Source organism: Pseudomonas putida (genome assembly GCF_028682475.1).
GTDB classification, from domain to species: domain Bacteria; phylum Pseudomonadota; class Gammaproteobacteria; order Pseudomonadales; family Pseudomonadaceae; genus Aquipseudomonas; species Aquipseudomonas putida_AG.
Genome location: NZ_JANHLE010000011.1, coordinates 91,435 through 117,355, shown reverse-complemented (window position 1 = coordinate 117,355; position 25,921 = coordinate 91,435). Strand labels below are relative to the sequence as shown.

Here is a 25,921-nt window from a genome sequence, read left to right as displayed (position 1 = left end):
ACAAGCCAGCTCGAAGGCTGGCTTGTGGTGTTTTCCTACGAAAGAAGGAAATCAGTCAGCGGCAGGAGCCTGCACTGGCTTGATCGCTTCTTCGTACGAGACCGATTTGTCGGTCACAGTCGCTTTCTGCAGAACAGTATCCACAACTTGTTCTTCCAGCACAACCGAACGCACTTCGTTCAGTTGCTGGTCGTTCTTGTAGTACCAAGCTACGACCTGCTCGGGCTCCTGGTAGGCCGAGGCCATTTCCTGGATCATTTCGCGAACGCGGGCTTCGTCCGGCTTCAGCTCGTTCTGCTTGACCACTTCAGCAACGATCAGACCCAGCACGACGCGGCGCTTGGCTTGTTCTTCGAACAGCTCGGCCGGCAGTTGCTCAGGCTTGATGTTGCCACCGAACTGCTGAACGGCTTGAACGCGCAGGCGGTTCACTTCGTTTTCCAGCAGGGCTTTAGGCACTTCGATCGGGTTGGCAGCCAGCAGGCCGTCCATTACCTGGTTCTTGACCTTGGTCTTGATGGCCTGACGCAGTTCACGCTCCATGTTCTTGCGAACTTCGGCGCGGAAACCGTCGATGCCGGTTTCCTTGATGCCGAACTGGGCGAAGAACTCTTCGTTCAGCTCAGGCAGCTTAGGCTCGGAAACGCTGTTGACGGTAACGGTGAACTCGGCGGCTTTGCCAGCCAGGTCCAGGTTCTGGTAGTCCTCAGGGAAGGACAGGTTCAGAACGCGCTCTTCACCGGCTTTGGCGCCAACCAGACCTTCTTCGAAGCCCGGGATCATGCGGCCGGAACCCAGTACCAGCTGGGTGCCTTTGGCCGAACCACCGGCGAACACTTCACCGTCGACCTTGCCGACGAAATCGATGTTCAACTGGTCTTCGTTCTGGGCAGCGCGGTCAGCGGCTTCGAAACGGACGTTCTGCTTGCGCAGCACTTCCAGCATGTTGTCCAGGTCGGCGTCAGCCACTTCGGCGCTCAGGCGCTCGACGGCGATCGAGTCGAAACCGGCAACGGTGAACTCAGGGAACACTTCGAAAGTGGCGACGTATTCCAGGTCACCGCCTTTTTCGAACGATTTTGGCTCGACGGCAGGGGCGCCAGCCGGGTTCAGCTTCTGCTCGACCACAGCTTCGTAGAAAGAAGCCTGGACCAGGTCGCCGAAGGCTTCCTGACGAGCAGCATCTTCATAACGCTGACGGATCACGCTCATCGGCACTTTGCCAGGACGGAAGCCTGGAACCTTGGCGCGACGGGCAGTCTGTTGCAGACGCTTGTTGACTTCGTTCTCGACGCGCTCTGCCGGAACGGCGATGGTCATGCGACGCTCGAGAGCAGAAGTATTTTCAACAGAAACTTGCATGGATATTCCTCGTTGCACAGACGTTAGCCGGCGATACCCGACTCCAGAATCAAGGGCAAGCATTCTAGTGGCTCAAAGGCCAGAAGTCACCCCGTTCAAGACGACGGGAAAGTACACCGGTCCATTTCATTTATAGCCCCCGGCAAAAACCTTGCCCGGGGACGCTCAAGAGCCGCGACTCAAGGCCTGGACGCCGCCGTTGATCACGGCGGCGTGCCTGACCTCGAACAGCCAGAAATACTTGTCAAAACACTACAAAATCACGACTCGGCACTCAGGGCGCCGCATCGTCGATCTCGTTGATACTGCAATACTCTTCCCATCCCATGCCCAGCGCCTCAGCGACTTGCCGATGCACCTCCAGACGCATGGACTGAAGTTCCGCATCAGAGCTGGCGATCAATTGCAGGGTCAATTCCCAAGGCTCAAGCCCCTGCTCCTGTGCGGCGTCTTCGAAGGCCCACTCGATCTGCTGTTGCTGTTCATGGGCGCTGAGCTCGGCAATTTCTTCCAGCAGCTGCGGATTGGCCGCGGCGAAGCGCTGCAGTGCGCTGGCCTGACGTTCTTTGGAAATCATGGAGCTATCCTCACTACCTCGCCGCTTGCTACGGCCTCAACCGGCTGAAATCTATCAGCTTTTGAGCACTTGTCACCAGTACACCGCAGCACCGGCACAGCAAATGGAGCAACGGCATAGCATCCTGACGAAAGCCACGGACGAGACTGGGTAGGGTAATGCAGCTAAAAAGTTTCCAGGCAGACGACGAATGCCCTGTCGGAAACGAAAAAAGCCGCACAAGGCGGCTTTTTCGAGGCTTTCACGCACTTCAGCGAAGGGCGGTGAAAGCTTGGATGGTGCGGACGAAGAGACTCGAACTCTTACAGCTTGCGCCGCTGGAACCTAAATCCAGTGTGTCTACCAATTTCACCACGTCCGCGTGAAGCTTTTAAAGCAAAGGCGCCGGATTTTCATCGGGCGCCTTTTGGAATATGGGGTGGACGATGGGGATCGAACCCACGACAACAGGAGTCACAATCCTGTGCTCTACCAACTGAGCTACGCCCACCATATTGCATTTACCGCTTTACTTGTGCCTAAGCTGCCTATTGGCGCACCCGGCAGGACTCGAACCTGCGACCATCCGCTTAGAAGGCGGATGCTCTATCCAGCTGAGCTACGGGCGCATATTTAATCTGCTTTCTGTTACGATTACAAATTAACTTTTAGCCGTACCGAACAAGCTACCAAATCCGCTCATTCTGCCTGACCTTGCTAACCAGTGCTAGGCTCTGCCCGACAAGTGCGACGAATGTTATAGACGAGTGGTTAGGTCGTCAACTCTTTTTTGAAAAAAATTCATTTTATTTAAGGGCTTAGGGGAATAGCCGGACCAAGCGCCTTTGCCCTCGGCCCCCTTCATGCGAGAATGCGCGCTCTTTTTATTCCCTCTCGATGGTTAATCACGCGTCATGACTGCACACCTTATAGACGGCAAGGCGATCGCCGCCAGCCTGCGCCAGCAGATCGCCCAACGTGTTGTGGAGCGTCGCCAGCAAGGCCTGCGTACCCCAGGCCTGGCGGTGATCCTGGTCGGCACCGACCCCGCTTCTCAGGTCTATGTTTCGCACAAGCGCAAGGACTGTGAAGAAGTCGGCTTTATCTCCCAGGCATTCGACCTGCCCAGCGAGACTACCCAGAAAGCCCTGACCGACCTGATCGATCGCCTCAATGACGATGCGAACATCGACGGCATCCTGCTGCAGTTGCCACTGCCGGCTCATCTGGACGCCTCGCTGCTGCTCGAGCGCATTCGCCCGGACAAGGATGTCGATGGTTTCCATCCTTATAACGTCGGCCGTCTGGCCCAGCGTATCCCGCTGCTGCGCCCGTGCACGCCGAAAGGCATCATGACCCTGCTGCAAAGCACCGGTCAGGATCTGTACGGCATGAACGCCGTGGTCGTCGGTGCGTCGAACATCGTCGGCCGGCCAATGGCCATGGAGCTGCTGCTGGCCGGCTGCACCGTTACTGTCACCCACCGTTTCACCAAGGACCTGGCCGGTCACGTTGGCCGCGCCGATCTGGTCGTGGTTGCCGCTGGCAAGCCAGGCCTGGTCAAAGGTGAGTGGATCAAGGAAGGCGCGATCGTCATCGACGTCGGCATCAACCGTCAGGAAGATGGCAAGCTGGTCGGTGACGTGGTCTACGAGACCGCCCTGCCCCGTGCCGGCTGGATCACGCCGGTGCCAGGTGGTGTCGGGCCGATGACCCGCGCCTGCCTGCTGGAGAACACGTTGTATGCAGCGGAAGAGCTGCATAAGTAAGGGTTGAAAGCAGAAATGAAGAACGGCACCTGTGAAGGTGCCGTTTTTTTGTGCCTGGTTTGAGGCCGATCGCGGGGCAAGCCCGCTCCCACCGGGGGTGTCATTGGGCCGGTGGGAGCGGGCTTGCCCCGCGATGCTTTCAGTTACGCGCCGCCTCCCACGACTTGAGCAGTTCGCTGTAGCTTACCGTTTCGCCTTTGGGCTTCTCGTTGGCCAGCTTCGGCTTCGGTGCACCCGGCTGATCGAACCAGTACTGGGCATCACGCTCCGGGTTGAGCTTGGGCGCGCAAGTCGCCTGAGCCTTGGAGCGTTCCAGCCGTTCGAGGATCTTGTCCTGGTCACGGGCCAGACCATCCAGCGCCTCCTGCGGCGTCTTGTCACCACTGGCCGCTTCGGCAATATGGCTCCACCACAACTGCGCCAGGCGCGGGTAGTCCGGTACGTTGGTGCCGGTCGGGGTCCATTGCACCCGCGCCGGGCTGCGGTAGAACTCCACCAGACCGCCGAGTTTGGGCGCAAGATCGGTCATGGCCTGGGAATTGATGTCCGACTCGCGGATCGGGGTCAGGCCAACGATGGTCTTTTTCAGCGAAACGGTCTTGGAGGTAACGAACTGGGCATACAGCCAGGCCGCCAGACGCTGTTTTTCCGGGGTCGACTTGAGGAAGGTCCAGGAACCGGCATCCTGATACCCCAGCTTCATGCCCTCCTCCCAGTACGGTCCTTTGGGTGACGGCGCCATACGCCATTTCGGCGTGCCATCGGCGTTCATCACCGGCAAGCCCGGCTTGGTCATGTCGGCGGTAAAGGCGGTATACCAGAAGATCTGCTGGGCAATGTTGCCCTGGGACGGCACCGGGCCAGACTCGGAGAACGTCATGCCTTGCGCTTCCGGCGGCGCATAGGCGCGCATCCAGTCGACGTATTTCTGCGTGGCGTAGACTGCTGCCGGGCCATTGGTGTCGCCACCCCGGGTGACGCTGGAGCCGACCGGATGACAGTCCTCGACACGAATCCCCCACTCATCCACCGGCAAGCCATTGGGCAGGCCCTTGTCGCCACCCCCGGCCATGGAGAACCAGGCATCGGTGAAGCGCCAGCCCAGCGACGGGTCTTTCTTGCCGTAGTCCATGTGCCCATAAACACGCTTGCCGTCGATCTCCTTGACGTCTTCACTGAAGAACTTGGCGATATCTTCGTAGGCCGACCAGTTGACCGGAACCCCCAGATCGTAACCGTACTTTTCCTTGAATCTGGCTTTCAGGTCCGGCCGGTCGAACCAGTCGGCGCGGAACCAGTAGAGGTTGGCGAACTGTTGGTCGGGCAATTGGTAAACCTTGCCGTCAGGCGCGGTGGTAAAAGAGATGCCGATAAAGTCCTTCAGATCCAGGGTCGGCGAGGTGTAGTCCTTGCCCTCGTTGGCCATGAGGTCAGTAATGGATTCAGTCTTGCCATAGCGAAAGTGCGTACCGATCAGATCGGAATCGTTGACCCAGCCGTCATAGATGTTCTTGTCCGACTGCATCTGGGTCTGCAGCTTCTCCACCACGTCACCTTCCTGCAGCAGGTCGTGGGTCAGCTTGATCCCGGTGATCTCGCTGAAGGCCTTGGCCAGTACCTTGGATTCGTATTCGTGAGTGGCAATGGTTTCCGACACCACGTTGATCTTCATGCCACGGAACGGTTCCGAGGCTTTGATGAACCACTTCAACTCTTCGAGCTGTTGTTCCGGCGTCAGGGTCGACGGCTTGAACTCGCTGCCGATCCATTTCTTCGCCGCGTCTTCATAGGCGTCGGCCCAGGCACTGGCGTGGAAACTGCCGAGCACGAGCAAGGCGGCCAGGGTCAAATATCGCCGATTCTTGTTGTTGTCGAACATCGTGATCTCCCGATTGAGTATTCCCATGGAGCCTGACCGAATCGTTTCGGCTAACCCCAGCGCATCACCACCAACAGCCACACCCCCGACAGCAGTGAGGCCACCCAGAGATTCCAGTCACTAACCCCGATGATCAGCAGGTGCAGATAAGCGCTGACCAGCAGCCCGATGAACAACCGATCGCCGCGGGTCGTGGCAATCGGCAGAAAACCGCGGCGCTCGACACACGGCCGGCGCAGTTCAGCTATCGTCATGCCCACCAGCAGCAGGCCAATCGCGGTGAAGAACACGGCGGTCGGCAGGGTCCAGGCCATCCAGTCCATCGCGTGCCTCCTCAGACCCGACCCAGGGCAAAGCCCTTGGCCACATGGTTACGGACAAACCAGATCACCAGCATGCCCGGCAAGATGGTCAGTACCCCGGCTGCGGCCAGCACGCCCCAGTCGATGCCCGAGGCCGACACGGTGCGGGTCATCACTGCGGCAATCGGTTTGGCATTGACTGAGGTGAGGGTGCGCGCCAGCAATAGCTCGACCCAGGAAAACATGAAGCAGAAAAACGCCGTGACGCCGATGCCCGAGCCAATCAGCGGCACGAAAATCTTCACGAAAAACCGCGGGAAGCTGTAGCCATCGATGTAGGCGGTTTCGTCGATTTCCTTGGGCACCCCGGACATGAATCCTTCCAGGATCCACACCGCCAGCGGCACGTTGAACAGGCAATGCGCCAACGCCACAGCGATGTGGGTGTCGAACAGGCCGATCGACGAATACAGCTGGAAGAACGGCAACAGGAACACCGCAGGTGGTGCCATGCGGTTGGTCAGCAGCCAGAAGAACAGATGCTTGTCGCCGAGAAAGCGGTAGCGCGAGAACGCATACGCCGCCGGCAAGGCCACGCTCAGGGATATCACCGTGTTCAGGCACACGTAGTACAGCGAGTTGATGTAACCGGTGTACCAACTGGGGTCGGTGAAGATCACCCGGTAGTTGGCGAAGGTGAAGTCCTGCGGCCACAGGGTCAGGCCGCCAAGGATCTCGCTATTGCTCTTGAACGACATGTTCAGCAGCCAGTAGATCGGCACCAGCAAAAACAGGATGTAGAGCAGTAAGGGCAGCGTTTTACGCAGGTTCATGAGCGCCCTCCTAGTCTTTGTCGGCATGGGTCATGGCGGTGTAGAACAGCCAGGACACCAGCAGGATGATGAGGAAATACACCAGCGAAAACGCCGCGGCCGGACCCAGGTCGAACTGCCCTACCGCCATCTGGGTCAGGGTTTGACTGAGGAAGGTGGTGGCATTGCCCGGTCCGCCGCCGGTCAGCACGAAGGGCTCGGTGTAGATCATGAAACTGTCCATGAAGCGCAGCATCACTGCGATCAGCAGTACGTTCTTCATCTTCGGTAACTGGATATGCCGGAACACCGCCCAGGCCGAAGCGCGATCGATGCGCGCGGCCTGGTAATAGACATCCGGGATTGCCCTGAGCCCGGAGTAACACAGCAGCGCCACCAGCGAAGTCCAGTGCCAGACATCCATCACCAGCACCGTGACCCAGGCGTCCATGGTGTTGGCCGCATAGTTGTAGTTGATGCCCAACTGGTTCAACGACGCGCCGAGCAGGCCGATGTCGGCACGGCCGAAGATCTGCCAGATAGTGCCGACCACGTTCCACGGAATCAGCAGCGGGATGGCCATGACGATCAGGCACAGCGACGACCAGCGCCCCTTGGTCGGCATGGTCAGGGCAATAGCTATTCCCAAGGGAATCTCGATCAACAGCACACAGCCGGAATAGACGAACTGGCGCAGCAAGGAATCGTGCAGACGCGGATCCTGCAATACCTGGCGATACCAGTCGGCACCGACGAAGTAGCGGCTGGACTGGTCGAAAATGTCCTGCACCGAGTAATTGACCACGGTCATCATCGGTATCACCGCACTGAAGGCCACCAGCAGGAACACCGGCAGCACCAGCCACCAGGCCTTGTTGTTAGGCACTTTGTTCATGGTGCGGCCTCCAGCAGAACGTCGTCGGCATACAGCATCAACCACTGCGCCGGAAAACTGATCCAGGCCTGGCCCTGTGGCACCACCCGGTCTTCCCCAAGGCGCACTTTCAGGGCCACGCCGTCCAGTTCCAGGGTCAGAATCCGGTAGGTGCCCAGGTCTTCGACGTCCACCACCCGGGCAGTAAAAGCGTCATCAAATGGCGCCTCGCGCACCTGCACGAACTCCGGGCGGATACCGACCTGCAGGCGCGTAGCCGGTGTGCTGGCCAGACGTGCCTGCAATGCTTTCGGCAGCGCTAGATGAACACCGGCAAAGCCGACACCGCCCGGCTGCGGCTGCACATCGATCAGGTTCATCCCCGGACTGCCGATGAAATAGCCGACAAAGGTATGCCGCGGCCGCTCGAACAGCTCCCGCGGCGTACCGAACTGGACGATCTGCCCGCCATACATCACCGCGATCTTGTCGGCGAAGGTCGAAGCCTCGAGCTGATCATGGGTCACGTAGATCATGGTGATGTTGAACTGCTCGTGAATCTGCTTGAGCTTTCGCCGCAGTTTCCACTTCAGGTGCGGGTCGATCACCGTCAGCGGCTCGTCGAAGAGGATCGCGGAGACATCATCACGTACCAGGCCGCGACCCATGGAGACTTTCTGCTTTTCATCGGCACTGAGATTACGGGCCTTCTTCTTCAGCGCCGGGCCGAGCTCGAGCACCTCGGCGATCTCTTCCACCTTGCTCCGCACCCGGGCCTCGTCCATGCCCTGATTACGCAAGGGAAAAGCCAGGTTATCGAACACCGTCATGGTGTCGTACACCACCGGAAACTGAAAAACCTGAGCGATATTACGCGCCTGCGGCGACAGCTCATTGACCACCTTGCCATCGAACAACACCTGGCCTTGCGAGGGGCTGAGCAGCCCGGAAATGATATTGAGCAAGGTCGACTTGCCGCAGCCCGAAGGCCCGAGCAAGGCATAGGCGCCGCCCTGGGCCCAGACATGCTCCAGCTCGCGCAAGGCATAGTCATCGGCGCCGGCAGGGGTTCGGTTGTAGCTGTGGGCCAACTGCTGCAGGCGAATCTCGGCCATCAGGCGACCCTCACTTCACGCGCGCCCGGCGCTTGCACCAACACACCTGAACGGTCGAAGACGAACAGCTTGTGGGTCGGGATAAACACCCGAATTGGCGCATCGACGTGGTACTCGTGCACCCCGGACAGGTGCAGGATGATGCGAAAGTGCTCGCTGCGCACATGCAGGAAGGTTTCCGAACCACTGATCTCCGCCAACTCCACCAGCACCGCCAGCTCAAGGTCATCGTCATTCGACGGCACCAGGCTGATATGGCTGGGGCGCACGCCAAAGCGGTATTCACCGTCACCGATACGGCGCAGGTCGGCATTCATGGCGAAGTGCACAGCCCCGGCAAAACTCACTTCATTGCCGCTGATGCGCCCGGCAATCAGGTTGATCGGCGGTTCGGAAAACAGCTCGGCAGCCAGCACCGTACGCGGCTGGTGATAGACCTGAGCGGTCGCACCACTCTGCACGATGCAACCCTCATGCAGGATGGTGGTAGTGCCGCCCAGAGCCAACGCCTCGTTCGGCTCGGTGGTGGCATAGACGACAATGCAGTGCCGGGAGGCGAACAGTTCGCGCATTTCCTGGCGCAGTTCTTCACGCAGTTTGTAGTCCAGGTTGACCAGCGGCTCGTCGAACAGGATCAGCTCGGCATCCTTGACCAGCGCGCGGGCCATGGCCGTGCGCTGCTGCTGACCACCGGACAGTTCCAGCGGCAGGCGCTGCAAGAAGGGCTCGATACGCAGCATCTGCGCAGTCTGATGCACTTTGTGGCGAATCTGTTCCTCGCTCATGCGCGCCTGGCGAAGCGGTGACGCAATGTTTTCGAAAACGCTGAGGGTCGGGTAGTTGATGAACTGCTGATAGACCATCGACACATTGCGCTGGCGTACCGGCCGACCCGTGACATCCACACCATTCATCAGCACCCGCCCCTGGTCAGGGCGATCCAGCCCGGCCATCAGGCGCATCAGGCTGGTCTTGCCGGACAAGGTGCGACCGAGCAGAACATTGAACGAGCCCGGCTCGAAACTGAGGCTGGCATCGACAATCCAGCGCTGGTTGTCGACGATGCGGCTGACGTGCTCCAGCGTAAGCGACATGGGGCGGCCCTGATTGTTGTTATCGGACAGGCCTTTGCTGCAGAGCCAGATTCATGCCAGTGCTGGCGACCACCGATAAGTCATTGTCGCGGCACTACTTTCTCTACTACCACGGCAACTGACGATTCACGCCTGAACACAAATGAACAGTAACCACTGAACACCTGAACAGCCCTGACATTGACAATGAACAGGACTGAACAACACTGGATCACACAAAAACGACAACGCTGGCAGAGGAAACGCCCATGGCCGTCTCCATTGCATCCCATGACCAATTGATCCAGGCCTCCTGGGCGCGCTGCCGTGATTACGGTCTGGACCATCAATCAGCACCCGACTTTGGTGAGCTGTCCGCTGCCGGCCTCGACGAGCTGCTTGAACGTCAGCACGTCCTGCTGCGCACCACCCGTGACGAGGTGATCCCGCAGTTCAATCACCTGCTGGGCAATTCCAGCTACCTGATCATGCTCAGCGATGACCAAGGCCAGCTTCTGGAAACCTGGGGCACCCGGCGCTTTATCGACCCGCGCCAGCAACACGGTTTTGCCGCCGGTGCCCGCTGGCTGGAACAGGGGGTTGGCACCAATGCCATCGGCACCGCCCTGGCCTGCGTCGAGGCGGTGCATGTGGGCCAGGATGAGCACTTTCTCAAGCGCAACCGCTACATGGCCAGCGCCGCCGCGCCATTGTTCGACGCCGAACGGCGCCTGATCGGCGTGCTGGATGTGTCCAGCGACAGCTACCTGCCAGCCTCGCAAACCCTGGGCATGGTGCGGATGATGAGCCAGAGCCTGGAAAACCGCCTGATCATCGCGCGCTATGCTGGGCAGTACCGACAATTGAGTTTCAATACCGGCTCGAACAACCTCGACAGCCAGTGGGCCGGGCTGCTGCTGTTCGATGACCGCGGCCGCATCCTGGCCGCCAATCGCCGGGCCGACAGCCTGCTCTGTCAGCCAGCCTTGCAGTACACCCTTGAACAACTGTTCCAGACGCCGCTGCCAGAGTTGTTGCAGCATGCTGCGGGGCAGCCTTTTGCCGTGCAGGTGGCCGGACGCAATCGCTTTCACTGCCTGTTGCGTGAGCCGCTGACAACCCCCTCGACCATTACGCACCGACAGCCACCCGCCGACTGCGACCCACGTATCGCCAAAGCGCTACGACAGGCGGGGTTGCTACTGGAAAAGGACATTCCGCTGTTGATCCAGGGCGAGACCGGAGCTGGCAAAGAGGTCTTCGTCAAAGCCCTGCACGAAGCCAGCAGCCGTCGCAACCAGCCGTTGATCGCGGTCAACTGCGCAGCGATTCCGGCCGATCTGGTGGAGTCGGAGCTTTTCGGCTACGAGAAAGGCGCGTTCACCGGCGCCCACCACAAAGGTAACCCCGGCCTGATTCGCAAGGCCGAACACGGTATCGTCTTTCTCGACGAAATCGGCGACATGCCACTGCCCACCCAGGCGCGGTTGCTGCGCTTTCTCCAGACCCGCTGCATCCAGCCACTGGGCAGTGGCGATCCGGTGCCGGTGGATATCCGGGTCATTTCGGCCACACATCAGGATCTGCCCGAAAAGGTGCGCCAGGGAAGCTTCCGCCAGGACCTGTACTATCGAATCGCCGGCCTCAGCCTGACCTTGCCACCACTTCGCGAACGCAGTGATCGCCTGGCGCTGATCGAGCAGATCCACCAGCACTACCGCGATGTCGACGCGCCGCAACAACTGGACAGCAAAGTATTGCAACTGCTGTTACAGCATCCATGGCCGGGCAACCTGCGCCAGCTTGCCTGCACTCTGCAAGTCGCTCTGGCCCTGGCAGGCCGCCAACCTATCGCCCTGGAACACCTGCCAGACAGCTTCTTCAACGAACTGCCTGCTACGCAAGAAGTCGAGCCGGGCCCACCCTTCGCGCCTGAAGAACACGACCTGAACCTGCGCCTGCAAGCGCTCAAAGGCAACGTTTCAGCCCTGGCCCGCGACCTGGGCATTAGTCGCACCACCCTCTACAAGCGCTTGCATGCTCAAGGTCTGACCGACGGCTAAACGCAAACAGCCGATTCCGCTGTCAAAGTTCATATTTCAGCTGAAGCCGCTGAGCGCGCGCTGTGCTTCAGCCGAGATATACCCGGCGATGCATCGACAATAGGCACACTGCCCCCGAATACGTGCCTCGATGCCAATAACAAAGGAGTTCGTCATGACCCGCTATATCGATGTGACTGACCTCAGCCGCCTGGTTGCCCGTAAAGGCCTGAGCACCTGCATCAGCGAAATGGCCGAGTACATCCGTGAAGACTACTTGCGTTGGCACGACTTCGAGAAATGTCCACGCCTGGCCAATCACTCCCCTGATGGCGTGATCGAGCTGATGCCGGTGTCCGACCGCAACCTGTACGCCTTCAAATACGTCAACGGTCACCCCAAGAACACCCAGCGCGGCATGCTGACCGTGATGGCGTTCGGCGCCCTCGGCGACGTTGATACCGGCGCGCCGGTGCTGCTCAGTGAAATGACCCTGACCACCGCCATTCGCACCGCCGCCACTTCAGCTCTGGCTGCGCGCTACCTCGCCCGCCCGGACAGCCGGTGCATGGCGCTGATCGGCAACGGCTCACAAAGCGAGTTCCAGGCCCTGGCTTTCCATGCCTTGCTGGGCATCGACGAAATCCGCCTGTACGACCTCGACCCCAAGGCCAGCGCCAAGCTGGTCGCCAACCTCGGCGCTTTCCCACAGCTGCGGGTGAGCATTGCCGGTTCCGTGGCCGAAGCAGTACGCGGCGCCGATATCGTCACCACCGTGACCGCCGACAAGGCCTTCGCCACCATCCTGACCCCGGACATGATCGAGCCGGGCATGCATCTGAATGCCGTGGGCGGCGACTGCCCGGGCAAGACCGAACTGCACCGCGACATCGTCGAGCGCGCGCGGGTGATCGTCGAATACGAACCGCAAAGCCGTGTCGAAGGCGAGATCCAGCAGATGCCCGCCGACTCGCCAACCACGGAGTTCTGGCAGGTGGTCAACGGCCAGGCGCCGGGCCGCGAAAGTGCTGATCAGGTGACCTTGTTCGACTCCGTTGGTTTTGCCCTGGAAGACTACTCGGCGCTGCGCTATGTACTCGATGTCGCCAAAGCGCTGAACATCGGTCATGAACTTGCGCTGGTACCAGAACTTGCCAATCCCAAGGACCTGTTCGCCGTACTGCGCCAGCCGCTTGCCGATACCCGCAAGAAGAGCGCCTGAATCCGAGCGGATTCGGCTGTTCAATGGGGTACAGACGCTGACCAAGGAAGGTCGTACCATATTCCGCGTCACCCACTGATTGAAGTGAAGCCGAACCTGTATGGATACCAAGGTCAACAGCCCACACGCCGCGCCAGCGCTGGACCGCATCGATGAAGCAATCATCGACGTGCTGCGCCATGACGGGCGTATCACCTACGAGAAACTGTCCTCGCTGGTGCACCTCACGCCCCGCCCCTGCCTTGAGCGCGTGCGCAAGCTGGAGCGACGCGGGGTGATTCGCGGCTATAGCGCAATCATCGATGAGCAGAAGGTGTCGCCCGGATTATCGCTGCTGGTGCTGGTGGCGTTGTCCAATCAAAGCGGGCGCGCAGCGCAGAAAGCGTTTGAGGCCTGCATGCAGGCTTGCCCGCAGGTTTTCGACTGCCAGTTGATCAGCGGCCATTTCGACTACAGCCTGCGTATGCGCTGCCGCGACATGGAGCATTACCGGGTGCTGAGCGAAACCTGGATGAACAACGACGATTTGCACATCGATAAGCTGGTGGCCCACCCAGAGTTGGCGGCGGTGAAGAACACCGCCCCTCAACGCTAAGCAGAACTACAGAATCAGGTATGCGGCGGTGCCAGCGGCTCGCTGCGTGACCAATCCAGCAACAGGGCATAAGCGACGGCCAACAGCGTCGGACCGATGAACAGGCCGATGAATCCAAAGGCTAGCAAGCCGCCAAACACCCCCAGCAGTACAATCACCAGCGGCAGGTTGCCACCCCGACTGATCAGGTAGGGCTTGAGCACGTTGTCGACGCCGCTGATGATGAACGTGCCCCAGATCCCGAGAAACACCGCCATACCATACTCGCCCTGCCAGGCCAGCCAGGCCGTGGCCGGCACCCAGGCCAGTGGCGGGCCCATGGGGATCAGGCTGAGCATGAAGGTGACAATACTCAGGACCAGCGCCCCCGGCACACCTGCGATCAGAAAGCCGATCAGCGCCAGAACGGCCTGGGCCGCCGCAGTACCGATCACGCCGTTGACCACCCGCTGCACCGTACCGGCCACCAGGCCCAGGTAATACTCGGCGCGCTCGCCGATCAGCCGATCCAGCAGGCGCAGGACGAACGCCGCCAGGCGCGGACCATCGCGGTAGAAAAAGAACACGAACACCAGGCTCAGGGTCAGCTCAAGCATGCCACTGCCAATCTGCGCGCTACGCGCCAGCAACCAGTTACCGACCTGGCCCAGGTAGGGCTTGATGGCAGTCAACAAGGCAGCGCCCTGTTGATCGAGGGTGTTCCACATACGCACCAGGCGTTCGCCCACCAGCGGCACACCGCCCAGCCAGTTCGGCGCATCCGGTAGACCGTCAACCTGAACGTCACGCACGAATGCAGTGGCATCGCGAATATGATCGGCCAGGTTAAAACCCAGCCATACCAGCGGCAGCGCCACCAGCAGTATCCACAGGGTGGTCAACAGGCCGGCGGCGAGGGTTTCGCGACCGCCCAGCAAACGGGTCAACAGGCGCATCAGCGGCCAGCTGGCGTAGGCCAGGATCGCCCCCCAGAGCAGCGCCGACATAAATGGGGCCATCACCCACAGACCAGCCCCGAGCAGGGCCAGCAAGATGATTTGTACTAGCAGGCGATCATTGTTGGGCATGCAGCACTCACTTAGCGAATCAGTTCGACGTGGAAACCGTCGGTCTTGGCATCACCCACTTCCAGCCGGGCAGTGCGCACTCCAGCCTTGCCCAGTTGCTCGCGCCAGGCTTCGGCCTCAGCGCCGCTCAGGCTCACGCGCAGGGTACTGTCCAGATTCAGGCTGCGCCCGAGCAGGGTCACCCAGGCTGGCAACGGCTCACCCACCAGATCAGGGTAGTCGAGCTTGCCGGTGTCACGCAGTTCGCGCAGTACCGTGGCCGGCGTTGGCAGCAGTTCACCTAGCGGCGCCTCGGCGACAAACTGCTCGACATGCAGGTAAGCACGTTTGTTGCCACGAGTAATGCTGTACAGCGCGATCAACGTGTTGCTCTGCTCGGCGGAGCGGCGCAACAGGATGAACGCCTGCTGTTCATCCGAACCCGACAACTGCCGGTTCTTGAACACCTCGTTCGCCCACAGGCTGTTTTCACCACAATCACGCGCCTGACACCAGAACAGCGGGTAGCCGCCGTCTTTCTGCAGGGCTTCGCGCGCTGCGGTGAACGCTTCATTGGCAGAGCGTTCACGCGGCAGTTCATAGGTGACCGAACTGACCTCGCCGCGGCTTTCGATCTTGCCTTCGACGCGCAACTGGTTACTGATCTTGCGCAGGCCACCCAAAGGATAGACGCGCTCCTGCACCTGCGCCGGGCGCTCATCGACGACTTTGCCATCGACCGGCACCGGCAGCCCTTCGGCCAGCAATGGCGCACTGGCAAGCAGACCCAGCCCGGCAATTGCAGCTCGGATGCAATACGTGAGACTCATAGGCACGCCACGCAGCACGGGGCGTCAAGGTAGCCACAGGATGTGACGTTGTCTTGCTCGTTCATGGTTGTCTCCCTGTTCAACCCGCCAAGCCTCGACAGTTGACCGCCGCAAGTCAAGAAATGCCAAAGAAGCGATTGAAACAGTCTGCAACAAGGGTTGCACCCTCTTCGTCATTTACGTGCAAATGATGCCCGCCCGGCAACACCGCTTGGGCAAAGGGTAGCTGCTTAAGCAGCTCGTTGTGGCGGGCCAGCATGCCATCGGCAGCCACTACCAGCGTAGCCGGACAGGCGACACGCTGAACGAAGCTCAAGGCCTGAGCTTCACTCAAGCGCGTAGGCGATGGCAGGGTCAAGCGGCTGTCGCTGCGCCAGCTGTAACCACCCGGTACCGGCATCAACCCGCGCTGTGCAAGCAGTTCGGCGGCTTCACGGCTAACCGCGACCAGGCCCTTCATACGCGCCTGGATCGCTTGATCAAGGGTCGGATGCACGGCCTTGCGCTTGCTGTCCAGGCGCAGTTGCGCCTGTAACGCCATGCCCATGCGCTCGGCAGCATCCTGGGGGCCACTGATGGGCGGGATCACGCCGTCGATCAGGGCCAGACGGGTAATGCGCTCAGGCAGCGATCCAGCCAGCACCACGGAAATAATTGCACCCAGCGAGTGGCCGATCAGGGCAAAACGCTCCCAGCCCATTTGTTCGGCGGCCCGCAGTACATCATGGGCGTAGTCCCACAGGGCATAGCCCGCACCCGCCGGACGATGGTCGGAGTGACCATGGCCGGCCAGGTCCAAAGCAAGGATGCGCAGCCCGTTTAATTTCGGTGCCAACCGGGCAAAGCTGTTGGCATTGTCCAGCCAGCCATGCAAGGCAATCACCGGCAAGCCGTCCGCCGGGCCGAACAGGTGCCCGGCCAGTTCGATATGCCCGAGGTTCAGGCGAATCTCTTGCATATTCGTGCTCATACAGGCTCCTGCTGCCAGCGATCAAACAAGCCTTTGATCAAGCTCGCGGTGTCCGTAGGCCGCTCCAGCGGAAACATGTGTCCCCCTGGCAAGCTGTGGTACTCACCCCGGGGCAAGCTGCGTACCGCCAGGGCGTGATGATGCCGGACGATCCGGCTGCTGCTGCCCCGCACCATCGCCAGCGGCAGCTCCAGGCGCTTGGCCGGTGCCGGACGGGTATGCGGGATATTGCGGTATATGCTGATTTCGGTGGCCGGATCGAAGCGCAGACGCAAACCTTCATCGGTCGCTTGCAGACCGTGCTCCAGGTAAGCGTCGAGACACTCCGGATCGAAATGGCGAAACAGCGATTTACTGGCGAAATAGGCCCTGGCACTGTCACGGTCAGCGAATGCTTCACGACGTCCCAAAGTACGTCCGGCCGGGGTAATGCGGTCGATGAAGCCCATGCGCTTGGCTGCCTGCAACAGCCACTGATCAACCCGGGTCAACACCGGTGAGTCGAGCATGACCACACCCCGGTAATACTGCGGGCAGCGTAACGCCGCATGCAGGTGCAGCACACCGCCAAGCGAGTGCCCAACACCCCAGACCGGTTCGGGCTGTTGCTGCAGGTGATGAATCAGCTCATCGACCAGGTTCTGCCAGTTGGCATCAACTGGAAACCGCGGGTCATGAGCGTGTTGTGGCAGGTGAAACACCCGGTAGTCAGGTGCAAGCGCGGCAAACAGCTTGCCATAGGTTCCTGAAGGAAAGCCGTTGGCATGGGCGAAGAAAATTTGCTGCGACATGGCCGCCTGTCCGTAGGAAATTGATAGCCCATTGTCTGCAAGCAGTTAGCAACCGGCAATGTCCGGAAAAGCCATCGCCAAGGGCAATCAGGTCAATACTCGCCAAAACTGGCCATGGAGCGGCGCAGGCATGCCTGCATAGACGCCAGTTGCTGCTCCAGGGCTTCACGGGCGCGGCGTTTGTCTTCAGGGGCGAGATCGAGCTGACGCAAGGCCAGGCAACTGCTTTGCAACAGATGAGCCATACGAATGCTGGCCTGGCGCAGCTGTCCCAGCTCGTACTGGCCTTCGAATTTGCACAACAAGTAGTCCAGCTTGGCGTCAGCACTGGCCTGGAGCAGGCGATACTCGGCAAAGTCCAGAACCTGGTCATCTTGTACCTTGGCCAATGTCGGCCCCAGGTCTGCCGAATATACCAATTGCGGATACTTACTGCTCATTGCTTGATCCCCTGGGCCACCTTGCCCTTGAATTTGGCGAACGCTAACAAGCTGGCCGAGAATCGACAACTGATAAATACCTGGCATTTTTACCAGTTACCAGACGCCGGGTTTCTACGCAAAATACGCCGTGAGCATTGCACAATTGCCGCAGACATCGTCATTTTGACAAGGATTTGCTTTCACGCAGGGCAACAGCGATGGGCGACGACACCGTGTTCAGCCACACCCCGACAGTCGCAGTATGCGGCCCTGACGGCCGCTCCCTACGCACTGTCGGCTATGAACGCACGTCCACCAATCTCCCGGCAGTGGCGCGAGTCACCCGCTCTTGGTTCAACGCCGACAAGCGCATAGCGCGCCAGTATGACCCGCGACTGTTTGCCTTGAGCCAAACCGAAGCGCAACCCCCTGCCAACCTGCAAACTCTGAGCAGCCTGTCGGGTGCCGTGCTGCTGAACGAGAGTGTCGACAGCGGATGGAACCTGACCCTCAACACCGAGTCAGGGCAAGCCAGTGACAGTTGGGACAGCCGTGGCAGCCATGCCTGGATGGAGTACGACGCCTTGCTGCGGCCACTGGCTCAGCACGAGCAGGCCAAGGACGGCAGCGCACGTGTCAGCAGTCGCTTCAGCTACGCCCCCGGCAACGCTGGCGAAGCCGCCATCAACCGTTGCGGGCGTCCGGCCCGGCTGGACGATGATGCCGGTACTGAGCTCTACCTCGACTACAGCATGGCTGGAGCGGCAATACGCACCAGCCGCCATTGGACCCGACACAATACCCTGCCGGACTGGCCACTCGAAATCCCGGCGCGTGACGCCTTGCTGCGCGAAACACCAGCCGCCGTCACCTCGATCCGCCACAACGCCCTGGCCGAGCCGATCAGCCAGAACGATGCCCAGCAAAACCGGCAAACCTTTGCACACACCCGCGGCGGTCAGTTGCACAGCATCCGCCTCACACCTGCCGAGGCCCAACCTGTGCAGATCGCCAGTGACTTGCGCTACAACGCCCATGGCCAGATCGTCCAGCAGCGCTTGGGTAATGGTGTGTTGAGCACGCTGGTGTACGACCCCACAAACGGCCAGTTGCGCCAGCACCGCACGGCACACCCCGACGCCAGCCTGCTCCAGGATCTGCACTACCAGCGCGACCCGCTCGGTAACATCGTTGCCATAGAGGACGCCGCCCAGCCGATTCGCTTCTTTCGCAACCAGACGATCAGCGCCCGCCGCACCTTTGCCTACGACAGCCTGTATCGCCTGATACAGGCCACCGGCTTCGAGGCGGCTGAAAACCTGGCCGGCCCCGAGCTACCCGGGTTTCAGTCACCGCCAGATCCCACCCAACTGGCCAACTACAGCCGTCATTACCGCTACGACGGCGCGGGCAACCTGACAACGGTGCGCCATGTCGGAGCCCGCAATTTCACTCGCCATCAGGTCAATACCCGGACCAGCAATCGCGGCCTGAACCACGACGCCGATGCACCGCCACCCTGCGAGGCGACCATCAACGCCGCCTTCGATGGCAATGGCAACCTCAAGGCCCTGCAGCCAGGCCAGGCGCTGACCTGGTCGGTGAAAAACCAGTTACTTGAGGTCAGCCAGGTGACACGGGATACCGCTAACGATACCGAGCTGTACCGTTACGACCACAGCGGCAGGCGCCAGCGCAAACTGCGCAGCTGGCGAACGGCCCGGGTCGAGCATGTCGAAGAGGTCCACTATCTGCCCGACCTGGAGCGGCGCTACAACAGCGCCCGCAGTGAAGAACTGCACATCAGTATCGTCTCCACCCCGCTCGGCGAAGTCCGCCTGCTGCATTGGCCAGCCGGCCGGCCCTCCGAATTGAGCAGTGACCAGTACCGCTATGGCATCGCCGACCACCAGCGCTCCTGCGGCCTGGAACTGGACGCCCAAGCCCGGTTGATCAGCCAGGAAGCCTACTACCCCTATGGCGGCACCGCCTGGTGGGCCGGGCATGACCAGGTGCAGGCCAATTACAAGGTGATTCGCTACTCAGGCCAGGAACGCGATGCCACCGGGCTTTACTACTACGGCATGCGTTACTACGCGCCGTGGCTGCAACGCTGGATCAATCCGGATCCTGCGGGTGTTGCCGATGGTTTGAACCTGTATGCGATGGTGCATGGCAATCCTGTGGGGAATGTCGACAATCAGGGGCTTGCCACGAATGACGAGACATGGCGCGCGGTATGGCAAGGGGTCGCACGAGATCTACTGGCCAACTCGTTATCTGCCATGGCCTCTCTAGGCGTAGGAGCTTTCCTTGGCACGCTTGCACAGGATGAGGCTACCAATATAGGCACGACGATCGTGGCAGGCGTTGCTATCGGCGGGGGCGTAGCTGCCCTGTTTGCCCCGTTGGGACAAAGTTTCATGGAAGCAGTACGGGACCAACCAGGTACATGGGGTGGTCGCGCTGCCGGGGCACTTGGATTCCTGCTAGGCGCCGCGCCAGCCGCGGCCGGTTACTTCAATCGGCAGCTCGACGATGAAGGTACTCCCTCGCCAGTCAATGACACGGCAAACAATATGATCCGTACAATGTTCAGCTACCTTACCTACCAGATGAGCCAAGCGGCAACCACTGAAATGGGGGCCCGCTTCGCCTGGAGAGGTCTGCCGGAGTGGCGTCCTGCCTTGACCACTACCGGTTTAAGTGCTGGAGCACGAGCTCTCAACGGATATCTGAGTATGCCCTTGGAGGACGGGGTTCGCCTACTCGGCGCTGGTGGACTGATTGAAGTGCTTGAGTCGGTGACAACCACCCTACTGAGGTCACGCAGTCCGAACGCCGAGTACCGACTCAATGAACCCGAGGGGTCCATATCCCGCGCGGTTGTAAATTCGATTCCTAGCCGATTCGCCGTCATTGCAATCGTTGAAAACCTGCGGCAGTTCGCGAACGCCTGGCTGAGCCCAGTGCCGCGCGCTGTTATCAATACAATGTTCGGCACTGTTATCAACCTTCGCATTACCGCCCATAGTTGGCTTGAAACCCTACAACCCGGCAATTGGAATCTCAACCCAGCGGCTACAACCACAAACCGTAGAATCGCCTACCAACCTATACCAGGCAAACATTCCAGAACTTCACAATGAGGCACTTAGCTAAGGCTTCAGTAACGAGCATCTATTGGATGCCTTGGTTTTGTATCGCATCTGTGCGGGAATCAATAAGCTCTTGAGGCAAGTCCGAAAGCTTGCTGGCTTGCTTCAGCCCCAGCCGAAGACAACCATGGACAACCAACACGCTCACCGCAACACCCCTGATCTGCTGGTTTACGACCCGCGCGGAAAAACGCTGCGTAGCGTCGTCTATGAACGCACGTCCGCCAATGACCCGGCAGTGGCGCGAATCACTCGCTCCTGGTCAAGCGCCGACAAGCGCATAGCGCGCCAGTATGACCCGCGACTGTTTGCCTTGAGCCAAACCGAAGCGCAACCCCCTGCCAACCTGCAAACTCTGAGCAGCCTGTCGGGTGCCGTGCTGCTGAACGAGAGTGTCGACAGCGGATGGAACCTGACCCTCAACACCGAGTCAGGGCAAGCCAGTGACAGTTGGGACAGCCGTGGCAGCCATGCCTGGATGGAGTACGACGCCTTGCTGCGGCCACTGGCTCAGCACGAGCAGGCCAAGGACGGCAGCGCACGTGTCAGCAGTCGCTTCAGCTACGCCCCCGGCAACGCTGGCGAAGCCGCCATCAACCGTTGCGGGCGTCCGGCCCGGCTGGACGATGATGCCGGTACTGAGCTCTACCTCGACTACAGCATGGCTGGAGCGGCAATACGCACCAGCCGCCATTGGACCCGACACAATACCCTGCCGGACTGGCCACTCGAAATCCCGGCGCGTGACGCCTTGCTGCGCGAAACACCAGCCGCCGTCACCTCGATCCGCCACAACGCCCTGGCCGAGCCGATCAGCCAGAACGATGCCCAGCAAAACCGGCAAACCTTTGCACACACCCGCGGCGGTCAGTTGCACAGCATCCGCCTCACACCTGCCGAGGCCCAACCTGTGCAGATCGCCAGTGACTTGCGCTACAACGCCCATGGCCAGATCGTCCAGCAGCGCTTGGGTAATGGTGTGTTGAGCACGCTGGTGTACGACCCCACAAACGGCCAGTTGCGCCAGCACCGCACGGCACACCCCGACGCCAGCCTGCTCCAGGATCTGCACTACCAGCGCGACCCGCTCGGTAACATCGTTGCCATAGAGGACGCCGCCCAGCCGATTCGCTTCTTTCGCAACCAGACGATCAGCGCCCGCCGCACCTTTGCCTACGACAGCCTGTATCGCCTGATACAGGCCACCGGCTTCGAGGCGGCTGAAAACCTGGCCGGCCCCGAGCTACCCGGGTTTCAGTCACCGCCAGACCCCACACAACTGGCCAACTACAGCCGCGAATACCGCTACGACGAAGCGGGCAACCTGACAACGGTGCGCCATGTCGGTGCTCAAAACTTCACTCGTCATCAGGCCAACGCTCCGACCAGCAACCGAGGCCTGAACCACAACGACGATGCGCCGCCGCCCAGCGAGGCGGCCATCAACGCCGCCTTCGATGGCAATGGCAACCTCAAGGCCCTGCAGCCAGGCCAGGCGCTGACCTGGTCGGTGAAAAACCAGTTACTTGAGGTCAGCCAGGTGACGCGGGATACCGCTAACGATACCGAGCTGTACCGTTACGACCACAGCGGCAGACGCCAGCGCAAACTACGCAGTTGGCAAAGCACCCGGGGCGAGCATGCCGAAGAGGTCCACTACTTGCCGGGCCTGGAGCGGCGCTACAACAGCGCCCGCAGTGAAGAACTGCACATCAGTATCGTCTCGACCCCGCTCGGCGAAGTCCGCCTGCTGCATTGGCAAGCCGGCCGGCCCTCCGGTTTGAGCAACGACCAGTACCGCTATGGCATCGCCGACCACCAGCGTTCCTGCGGCCTGGAACTGGACGCCCAAGCCCGGCTGATCAGCCAGGAAGCCTACTACCCCTATGGCGGCACCGCCTGGTGGGCCGGGCATGACCAGGTGCAAGCCAATTACAAGGTGATTCGCTACTCAGGCCAGGAACGCGATGCCACCGGGCTTTATTACTACGGGATGCGCTACTACGCGCCGTGGCTGCAGCGCTGGATCAACCCGGACCCGGCGGGTGTTGCCGATGGTTTGAACCTGTATGCGATGGTGCACGGCAATCCTGTGGGGAATGTCGATCAACAAGGGCTCGCTACTGCAACCGAGGTTGCCACGACTGCCGTCCACGCAGCCCTGCGAGATGGGCCATCCTTACTATTGGGTGCATTGTTAAGCATCGGGATCAATGACGGGATTGACCAAATACTGGTCAATGATGCCGCCCATCTTGCTTTCACGATATCTGTAGGCGTCGCAGCAGGTGCTGCTGCCGCTTTCCTGACACACCCAACTGCTGGGGTGTTTACTGATCGTTTAAGAGGCATTTTACCAAACGCTAACAGCACCACAGTTGCGGTAGCCGTGGGTACAACAGCCTTTGCTTTAGGCGCCGCACCAGCACTTATCGACATTGCTTATCCGCAACAAGACGAACAAGGCAATTCCTCGACCAGCAACACCGCACGTACCTTAGTTCGGTCCGTGGGACTCAACGCTGTCTACCAGACAGTCCAGCAACTTACCGCAACCCTCGGCAATCGCTTTAGCTGGGACAATAGACCGGAGTTTCGCACTTCGGCCTTAGTTACCGGTGTCAGCGCATTATCGCGGGCCGCTGTGAGTTTTGCAGGCCTTGACCGCTGGCAAGCACTAGGGACTGGCACCGCGGTTGAAATCGTCGAATCGGCTGCCGGCACGTATTCAAGATCACGTTCTGATAACGCCGCTCTGGCACCCGGATCCGGTCTGAATATATCGCTGTCACGAGAATCAGCAACCAATTCTGGGCGGGAGTTTTTAAACGCAATGGTCGGCCGAATCACCACCAGTGCGGTGGTAGCGGGCGCTCGCCAGGCGACAAGGCTTCTGCCTGATGCGATCGGCGTTCCTTTGAGGGCGGCACTCGGCGCTCTAACAAATATGCGCACTTTTGTCGTCGCACGAGTTGGCGGGCAAAGCGCTAGCAGCAACATAGACCCTGGCAGCATGCGCAACCCAGGCGACAGGGCCCTGGCAAATACACTGCCAAGCTCCGAATCAGAAGCACCACAGATAACAACAGCGCGATTTCGGCGAAGTCAACGATGAGCAACTATGTTGACGACAAAACCACCCTAAGGATGGAACACGTGCTGCAACGTCATCAGCCCGGCCAGCGGCCAGTCACCTTCAAGCTCCGCCAGGCTCGCCGTGGACATCGAAGGCCCCTGCCGGTGCCCCTGTTCCAGCATGCCGACCAGACAACTCACCAGCGGTTGATGACTGACCAGCAGCACCTGCTCCAGGCCCAGCTTGTCCAGCTCGGCAATCACCTCCTGGGGATCGGTGTCCGGGGTCAGCCAGGTGACTGTCTGCACCGGCTCATCAAACCCCAGCGCCTCATGCACCAACCCGGCGGTTTGCTGGGCGCGCACATAAGGGCTGGCGATGATCGCCCGCAACGGCTGGCCGAGCAGCACTGCGGCGCTGCGCAGTACCTGCTCTCGACCATGCGCGGTCAGCCGGCGCTCGGCATCGCTATTGGCGCGAGGCTCAGCTTCACCATGACGCAACACCCAGAGCTTCACAGCTTGGGCTCCTCGTCACGTACCGGATGCGGCGCTGGCGGTACGCTATGGGCAGTCTCACCTTCCGGGGCGCGCGGCGCTGGCCAGTCGGCGAACGGCCAGGGCTTCTGGTCGCTGTGGAAGCTGCCGAAGCGGCCAATCTGCGCCAGAAACTGGCTGAGGCTGTCGCCGAAGTTCATCAGGCTGGCACTCGGCGCGCCATAGATCAGGCGGTAGACCAGCTGAACCAGCACCAGGCCGCCCAGCAACAGCTCGGCCAATTGCCAGACCACCAGAAATACCAGCATCCACAACACGCGCAGAATGATTGACTCGCGCTGCGACTGGTTCGGGGATTCGTTCATGTCTTGCTCCTGTACTCAGTTGAAACCGCTGGTGGAGATAAAGTCGACATCGGTTTTCGGCTCGGCGCGCATCAGCAGCTCGATCACCTGGTTCAAGGTCCGGCCTTCGAACAGAATCGCATGCAAGCCCGCTACCAACGGCATGTATACCTGCACCTCCTGGGCCTTGACCTTGAGCACCTTGAGCGTATTGACGCCTTCGGCGACCTCGCCCAGACGGTTGACCGCCTCTTCCAGGCTCAAGCCCTGGCCCAGGGCGTGACCGACCTGGTAATTGCGGCTCTTGGGCGACGAACAGGTAACAATCAGGTCGCCGACCCCGGCCAGGCCGAGAAAGGTCATGGGGTTGGCGCCCTGGCTCACCGCAAAGCGGGTCATCTCTGCCAGGGCACGGGTAATCAGCATGCTCTTGGTGTTCTCGCCCATGCCCAGGGCCACCGCCATGCCGGCAATGATCGCGTAGACGTTCTTCAGCGCCCCGCCCAGCTCGACACCAAAACGGTCGCTACTGGCATACACGCGGAAGGTGCGACCGTGCAGCACGTCCTGCACCTGCTGGCACAGCGCTTCGTCTTCACTGGCAACCACGGTGGCGGTCAGCGCGTGCTCGGCCACTTCACGGGCCAGGTTCGGCCCCGACAGCACACCGATGCGCGCCTCGGGGGCGATTTCTTCGAGAATCTGGCTCATCAACTTGAAGCTTTGCGCTTCGATGCCCTTGGTCAGGCTGACCAGCATTTTGCCGCTCAACAGCTGCGCATAGGGCGCCAGCACACTGCGCAGGGCGCTGGATGGCAGGGCAACGAAGATCAGCTCGCAATCCTGCAGGGTCGCCAGCAGGTCATTGACCGGATCAACACCCGGGTGGATTTTCACCCCTTTGAGGTAACGCGGGTTTTCCCGGTTGTTGCGCATGGCCTCGGCCTGCTCGGGGTCGCGCATCCATTGGCGTACGCCGATGCCGTTTTCCGCCAGCAGATTCGCCACGGCGGTGCCGAAACTCCCGCCTCCAAGCACTGCAACAGGCTGCTGTTCAGTCATATCCGATCCGTTAAAACCAATTAAAGTGGCGACTCCCGCATTATACGGAGCGCCCGTCCCAGAGCCAGCGCCAGTTGTATGAATTGACGTCGATATCGCGCCATACAGCACTGAAAAATGCTGG

22 protein-coding genes and 3 tRNA genes are annotated in these 25,921 nt (G+C 60.5%); 6 read left to right on the top strand and 19 right to left on the bottom strand.

Features of this window, described 5'->3' with window-relative positions:
- Window positions 1-51 precede the first annotated feature (51 nt).
- From tig to NPS47_RS11815, 5 genes are all read right to left on the bottom strand, one after another.
- Window positions 52-1,362: a trigger factor gene (gene tig, locus NPS47_RS11835; RefSeq protein ID WP_274295135.1), complete on the bottom strand. Its 1,311-nt coding sequence runs from the start codon at window positions 1,360-1,362 to the stop codon at window positions 52-54.
- A 274-nt stretch (window positions 1,363-1,636) separates the two neighbouring features.
- Window positions 1,637-1,939: a DUF6388 family protein gene (locus tag NPS47_RS11830; RefSeq protein ID WP_274295134.1), complete on the bottom strand. Its 303-nt coding sequence runs from the start codon at window positions 1,937-1,939 to the stop codon at window positions 1,637-1,639.
- 276 nt (window positions 1,940-2,215) lie between these two features.
- Window positions 2,216-2,300 (bottom strand) — tRNA-Leu (locus NPS47_RS11825).
- Window positions 2,301-2,353: 53 nt separating this feature from the next.
- Window positions 2,354-2,429: transfer RNA gene (locus NPS47_RS11820), tRNA-His, on the bottom strand.
- Between the two features lie 41 nt (window positions 2,430-2,470).
- Window positions 2,471-2,547 (bottom strand) — tRNA-Arg (locus tag NPS47_RS11815).
- A gap of 285 nt (window positions 2,548-2,832) precedes the next feature.
- Here NPS47_RS11815 and folD point away from each other — a divergent pair.
- Entirely contained in the window at window positions 2,833-3,687 is an 855-nt protein-coding gene (gene folD / locus NPS47_RS11810) for a bifunctional methylenetetrahydrofolate dehydrogenase/methenyltetrahydrofolate cyclohydrolase FolD (protein ID WP_274295133.1), read from the top strand.
- A 139-nt stretch (window positions 3,688-3,826) separates the two neighbouring features.
- Here folD and NPS47_RS11805 read toward each other — a convergent pair whose 3' ends face one another.
- The 6 genes from NPS47_RS11805 to NPS47_RS11780 are packed head-to-tail and all read right to left on the bottom strand — an operon-like array spanning window position 3,827 to window position 9,763.
- A complete protein-coding gene (locus NPS47_RS11805) occupies window positions 3,827-5,566 on the bottom strand; it encodes an ABC transporter substrate-binding protein (protein ID WP_274295132.1) in 1,740 nt (579 codons plus the stop codon).
- A 50-nt stretch (window positions 5,567-5,616) separates the two neighbouring features.
- Window positions 5,617-5,889, bottom strand: coding sequence for a DUF2160 domain-containing protein (locus NPS47_RS11800; RefSeq protein WP_274295131.1), 273 nt, complete (start codon window positions 5,887-5,889; stop codon window positions 5,617-5,619).
- Between the two features lie 11 nt (window positions 5,890-5,900).
- The gene (locus NPS47_RS11795; RefSeq protein ID WP_274295130.1) at window positions 5,901-6,701 is read right to left on the bottom strand and encodes a carbohydrate ABC transporter permease; all 801 of its coding nucleotides are present in this window, start codon (window positions 6,699-6,701) and stop codon (window positions 5,901-5,903) included.
- 10 nt (window positions 6,702-6,711) lie between these two features.
- Window positions 6,712-7,575, bottom strand: a complete 864-nt coding sequence (locus NPS47_RS11790) for a carbohydrate ABC transporter permease (RefSeq protein ID WP_107025442.1) — start codon at window positions 7,573-7,575, stop codon at window positions 6,712-6,714.
- Window positions 7,572-8,669 (bottom strand): ABC transporter ATP-binding protein, encoded by a 1,098-nt coding sequence (locus tag NPS47_RS11785; protein WP_274295129.1) that lies wholly within the window; start codon window positions 8,667-8,669, stop codon window positions 7,572-7,574. Before NPS47_RS11785 ends, NPS47_RS11790 begins: the two co-directional genes overlap by 4 nt.
- Window positions 8,669-9,763, bottom strand: a complete 1,095-nt coding sequence (locus NPS47_RS11780) for an ABC transporter ATP-binding protein (RefSeq protein WP_274295128.1) — start codon at window positions 9,761-9,763, stop codon at window positions 8,669-8,671. Before NPS47_RS11780 ends, NPS47_RS11785 begins: the two co-directional genes overlap by 1 nt.
- Window positions 9,764-10,011: 248 nt before the next feature.
- Between NPS47_RS11780 and NPS47_RS11775 the strand changes: the two genes are divergently transcribed.
- The 3 genes from NPS47_RS11775 (at window position 10,012) to NPS47_RS11765 (ending at window position 13,601) form a co-directional block, all read left to right on the top strand.
- Window positions 10,012-11,805 carry a sigma-54-dependent Fis family transcriptional regulator gene (locus NPS47_RS11775; protein ID WP_274295127.1) on the top strand — a complete coding sequence of 598 codons (1,794 nt, stop codon included), beginning with the start codon at window positions 10,012-10,014 and terminating at the stop codon, window positions 11,803-11,805.
- Between the two features lie 154 nt (window positions 11,806-11,959).
- Complete coding sequence (locus NPS47_RS11770) at window positions 11,960-13,006, top strand: ornithine cyclodeaminase (protein ID WP_274295126.1); 1,047 nt, start codon at window positions 11,960-11,962, stop codon at window positions 13,004-13,006.
- A 100-nt stretch (window positions 13,007-13,106) separates the two neighbouring features.
- On the top strand, window positions 13,107-13,601 hold the full coding sequence (locus NPS47_RS11765; protein WP_274295125.1) for an Lrp/AsnC family transcriptional regulator: 495 nt from the start codon (window positions 13,107-13,109) through the stop codon (window positions 13,599-13,601).
- Window positions 13,602-13,615: 14 nt separating this feature from the next.
- Here the strand turns inward: NPS47_RS11765 and NPS47_RS11760 are convergent, their stop codons facing one another.
- From NPS47_RS11760 to NPS47_RS11740, 5 genes are all read right to left on the bottom strand, one after another.
- The gene (locus NPS47_RS11760; RefSeq protein ID WP_274295124.1) at window positions 13,616-14,668 is read right to left on the bottom strand and encodes an AI-2E family transporter; all 1,053 of its coding nucleotides are present in this window, start codon (window positions 14,666-14,668) and stop codon (window positions 13,616-13,618) included.
- Between the two features lie 11 nt (window positions 14,669-14,679).
- Complete coding sequence (locus NPS47_RS11755) at window positions 14,680-15,477, bottom strand: DUF4892 domain-containing protein (RefSeq protein WP_274295123.1); 798 nt, start codon at window positions 15,475-15,477, stop codon at window positions 14,680-14,682.
- A 115-nt stretch (window positions 15,478-15,592) separates the two neighbouring features.
- Window positions 15,593-16,447, bottom strand: a complete 855-nt coding sequence (locus NPS47_RS11750) for an alpha/beta hydrolase (protein ID WP_274295122.1) — start codon at window positions 16,445-16,447, stop codon at window positions 15,593-15,595.
- The gene (locus tag NPS47_RS11745; protein ID WP_274295121.1) at window positions 16,444-17,238 is read right to left on the bottom strand and encodes an alpha/beta fold hydrolase; all 795 of its coding nucleotides are present in this window, start codon (window positions 17,236-17,238) and stop codon (window positions 16,444-16,446) included. Before NPS47_RS11745 ends, NPS47_RS11750 begins: the two co-directional genes overlap by 4 nt.
- Before the next feature lie 92 nt (window positions 17,239-17,330).
- Window positions 17,331-17,678, bottom strand: a complete 348-nt coding sequence (locus tag NPS47_RS11740) for a hypothetical protein (RefSeq protein ID WP_274295120.1) — start codon at window positions 17,676-17,678, stop codon at window positions 17,331-17,333.
- 200 nt (window positions 17,679-17,878) lie between these two features.
- On the opposite strand from NPS47_RS11740, the gene NPS47_RS11735 reads away from it, so the two are divergent.
- Window positions 17,879-20,809 (top strand): RHS repeat-associated core domain-containing protein, encoded by a 2,931-nt coding sequence (locus tag NPS47_RS11735; RefSeq protein ID WP_274295119.1) that lies wholly within the window; start codon window positions 17,879-17,881, stop codon window positions 20,807-20,809.
- 34 nt (window positions 20,810-20,843) lie between these two features.
- Window positions 20,844-23,933, top strand: coding sequence for an RHS repeat-associated core domain-containing protein (locus tag NPS47_RS11730; protein ID WP_274295118.1), 3,090 nt, complete (start codon window positions 20,844-20,846; stop codon window positions 23,931-23,933).
- Window positions 23,934-23,959: 26 nt separating this feature from the next.
- On the opposite strand, the gene sixA is transcribed toward NPS47_RS11730, so the two are convergent.
- From sixA to NPS47_RS11715, 3 genes are read right to left on the bottom strand one after another with little or no spacing between them, the layout of a single operon-like run.
- A complete protein-coding gene (gene sixA / locus NPS47_RS11725; RefSeq protein WP_274295117.1) occupies window positions 23,960-24,412 on the bottom strand; it encodes a phosphohistidine phosphatase SixA in 453 nt (150 codons plus the stop codon).
- Window positions 24,409-24,756 carry a DUF4389 domain-containing protein gene (locus NPS47_RS11720; protein WP_274295116.1) on the bottom strand — a complete coding sequence of 116 codons (348 nt, stop codon included), beginning with the start codon at window positions 24,754-24,756 and terminating at the stop codon, window positions 24,409-24,411. The genes sixA and NPS47_RS11720 overlap by 4 nt, the downstream gene beginning before the upstream one ends.
- Window positions 24,757-24,771: 15 nt before the next feature.
- Window positions 24,772-25,797: an NAD(P)H-dependent glycerol-3-phosphate dehydrogenase gene (locus NPS47_RS11715; RefSeq protein WP_274295115.1), complete on the bottom strand. Its 1,026-nt coding sequence runs from the start codon at window positions 25,795-25,797 to the stop codon at window positions 24,772-24,774.
- Window positions 25,798-25,921 lie beyond the last annotated feature (124 nt).

What these genes read in the sequence shown, in the direction of transcription:
- NPS47_RS11800 (WP_274295131.1), bottom strand. Translation starts at nt 5,889, where the DNA reads ATGGACTGGATGGCCTGGACCCTGCCGACCGCCGTGTTCTTCACCGCG.
- NPS47_RS11805 (WP_274295132.1), bottom strand. Translation starts at nt 5,566, where the DNA reads ATGTTCGACAACAACAAGAATCGGCGATATTTGACCCTGGCCGCCTTG.
- tig (WP_274295135.1), bottom strand. Translation starts at nt 1,362, where the DNA reads ATGCAAGTTTCTGTTGAAAATACTTCTGCTCTCGAGCGTCGCATGACC.
- NPS47_RS11830 (WP_274295134.1), bottom strand. Translation starts at nt 1,939, where the DNA reads ATGATTTCCAAAGAACGTCAGGCCAGCGCACTGCAGCGCTTCGCCGCG.
- NPS47_RS11775 (WP_274295127.1), top strand. Translation starts at nt 10,012, where the DNA reads ATGGCCGTCTCCATTGCATCCCATGACCAATTGATCCAGGCCTCCTGG.
- NPS47_RS11750 (WP_274295122.1), bottom strand. Translation starts at nt 16,447, where the DNA reads ATGAGCACGAATATGCAAGAGATTCGCCTGAACCTCGGGCATATCGAA.
- NPS47_RS11740 (WP_274295120.1), bottom strand. Translation starts at nt 17,678, where the DNA reads ATGAGCAGTAAGTATCCGCAATTGGTATATTCGGCAGACCTGGGGCCG.
- NPS47_RS11720 (WP_274295116.1), bottom strand. Translation starts at nt 24,756, where the DNA reads ATGAACGAATCCCCGAACCAGTCGCAGCGCGAGTCAATCATTCTGCGC.
- NPS47_RS11780 (WP_274295128.1), bottom strand. Translation starts at nt 9,763, where the DNA reads ATGTCGCTTACGCTGGAGCACGTCAGCCGCATCGTCGACAACCAGCGC.
- NPS47_RS11745 (WP_274295121.1), bottom strand. Translation starts at nt 17,238, where the DNA reads ATGTCGCAGCAAATTTTCTTCGCCCATGCCAACGGCTTTCCTTCAGGA.
- NPS47_RS11795 (WP_274295130.1), bottom strand. Translation starts at nt 6,701, where the DNA reads ATGAACCTGCGTAAAACGCTGCCCTTACTGCTCTACATCCTGTTTTTG.
- NPS47_RS11755 (WP_274295123.1), bottom strand. Translation starts at nt 15,477, where the DNA reads ATGAGTCTCACGTATTGCATCCGAGCTGCAATTGCCGGGCTGGGTCTG.
- NPS47_RS11785 (WP_274295129.1), bottom strand. Translation starts at nt 8,669, where the DNA reads ATGGCCGAGATTCGCCTGCAGCAGTTGGCCCACAGCTACAACCGAACC.
- folD (WP_274295133.1), top strand. Translation starts at nt 2,833, where the DNA reads ATGACTGCACACCTTATAGACGGCAAGGCGATCGCCGCCAGCCTGCGC.
- NPS47_RS11760 (WP_274295124.1), bottom strand. Translation starts at nt 14,668, where the DNA reads ATGCCCAACAATGATCGCCTGCTAGTACAAATCATCTTGCTGGCCCTG.
- NPS47_RS11790 (WP_107025442.1), bottom strand. Translation starts at nt 7,575, where the DNA reads ATGAACAAAGTGCCTAACAACAAGGCCTGGTGGCTGGTGCTGCCGGTG.
- NPS47_RS11735 (WP_274295119.1), top strand. Translation starts at nt 17,879, where the DNA reads ATGGGCGACGACACCGTGTTCAGCCACACCCCGACAGTCGCAGTATGC.
- NPS47_RS11765 (WP_274295125.1), top strand. Translation starts at nt 13,107, where the DNA reads ATGGATACCAAGGTCAACAGCCCACACGCCGCGCCAGCGCTGGACCGC.
- NPS47_RS11770 (WP_274295126.1), top strand. Translation starts at nt 11,960, where the DNA reads ATGACCCGCTATATCGATGTGACTGACCTCAGCCGCCTGGTTGCCCGT.
- NPS47_RS11715 (WP_274295115.1), bottom strand. Translation starts at nt 25,797, where the DNA reads ATGACTGAACAGCAGCCTGTTGCAGTGCTTGGAGGCGGGAGTTTCGGC.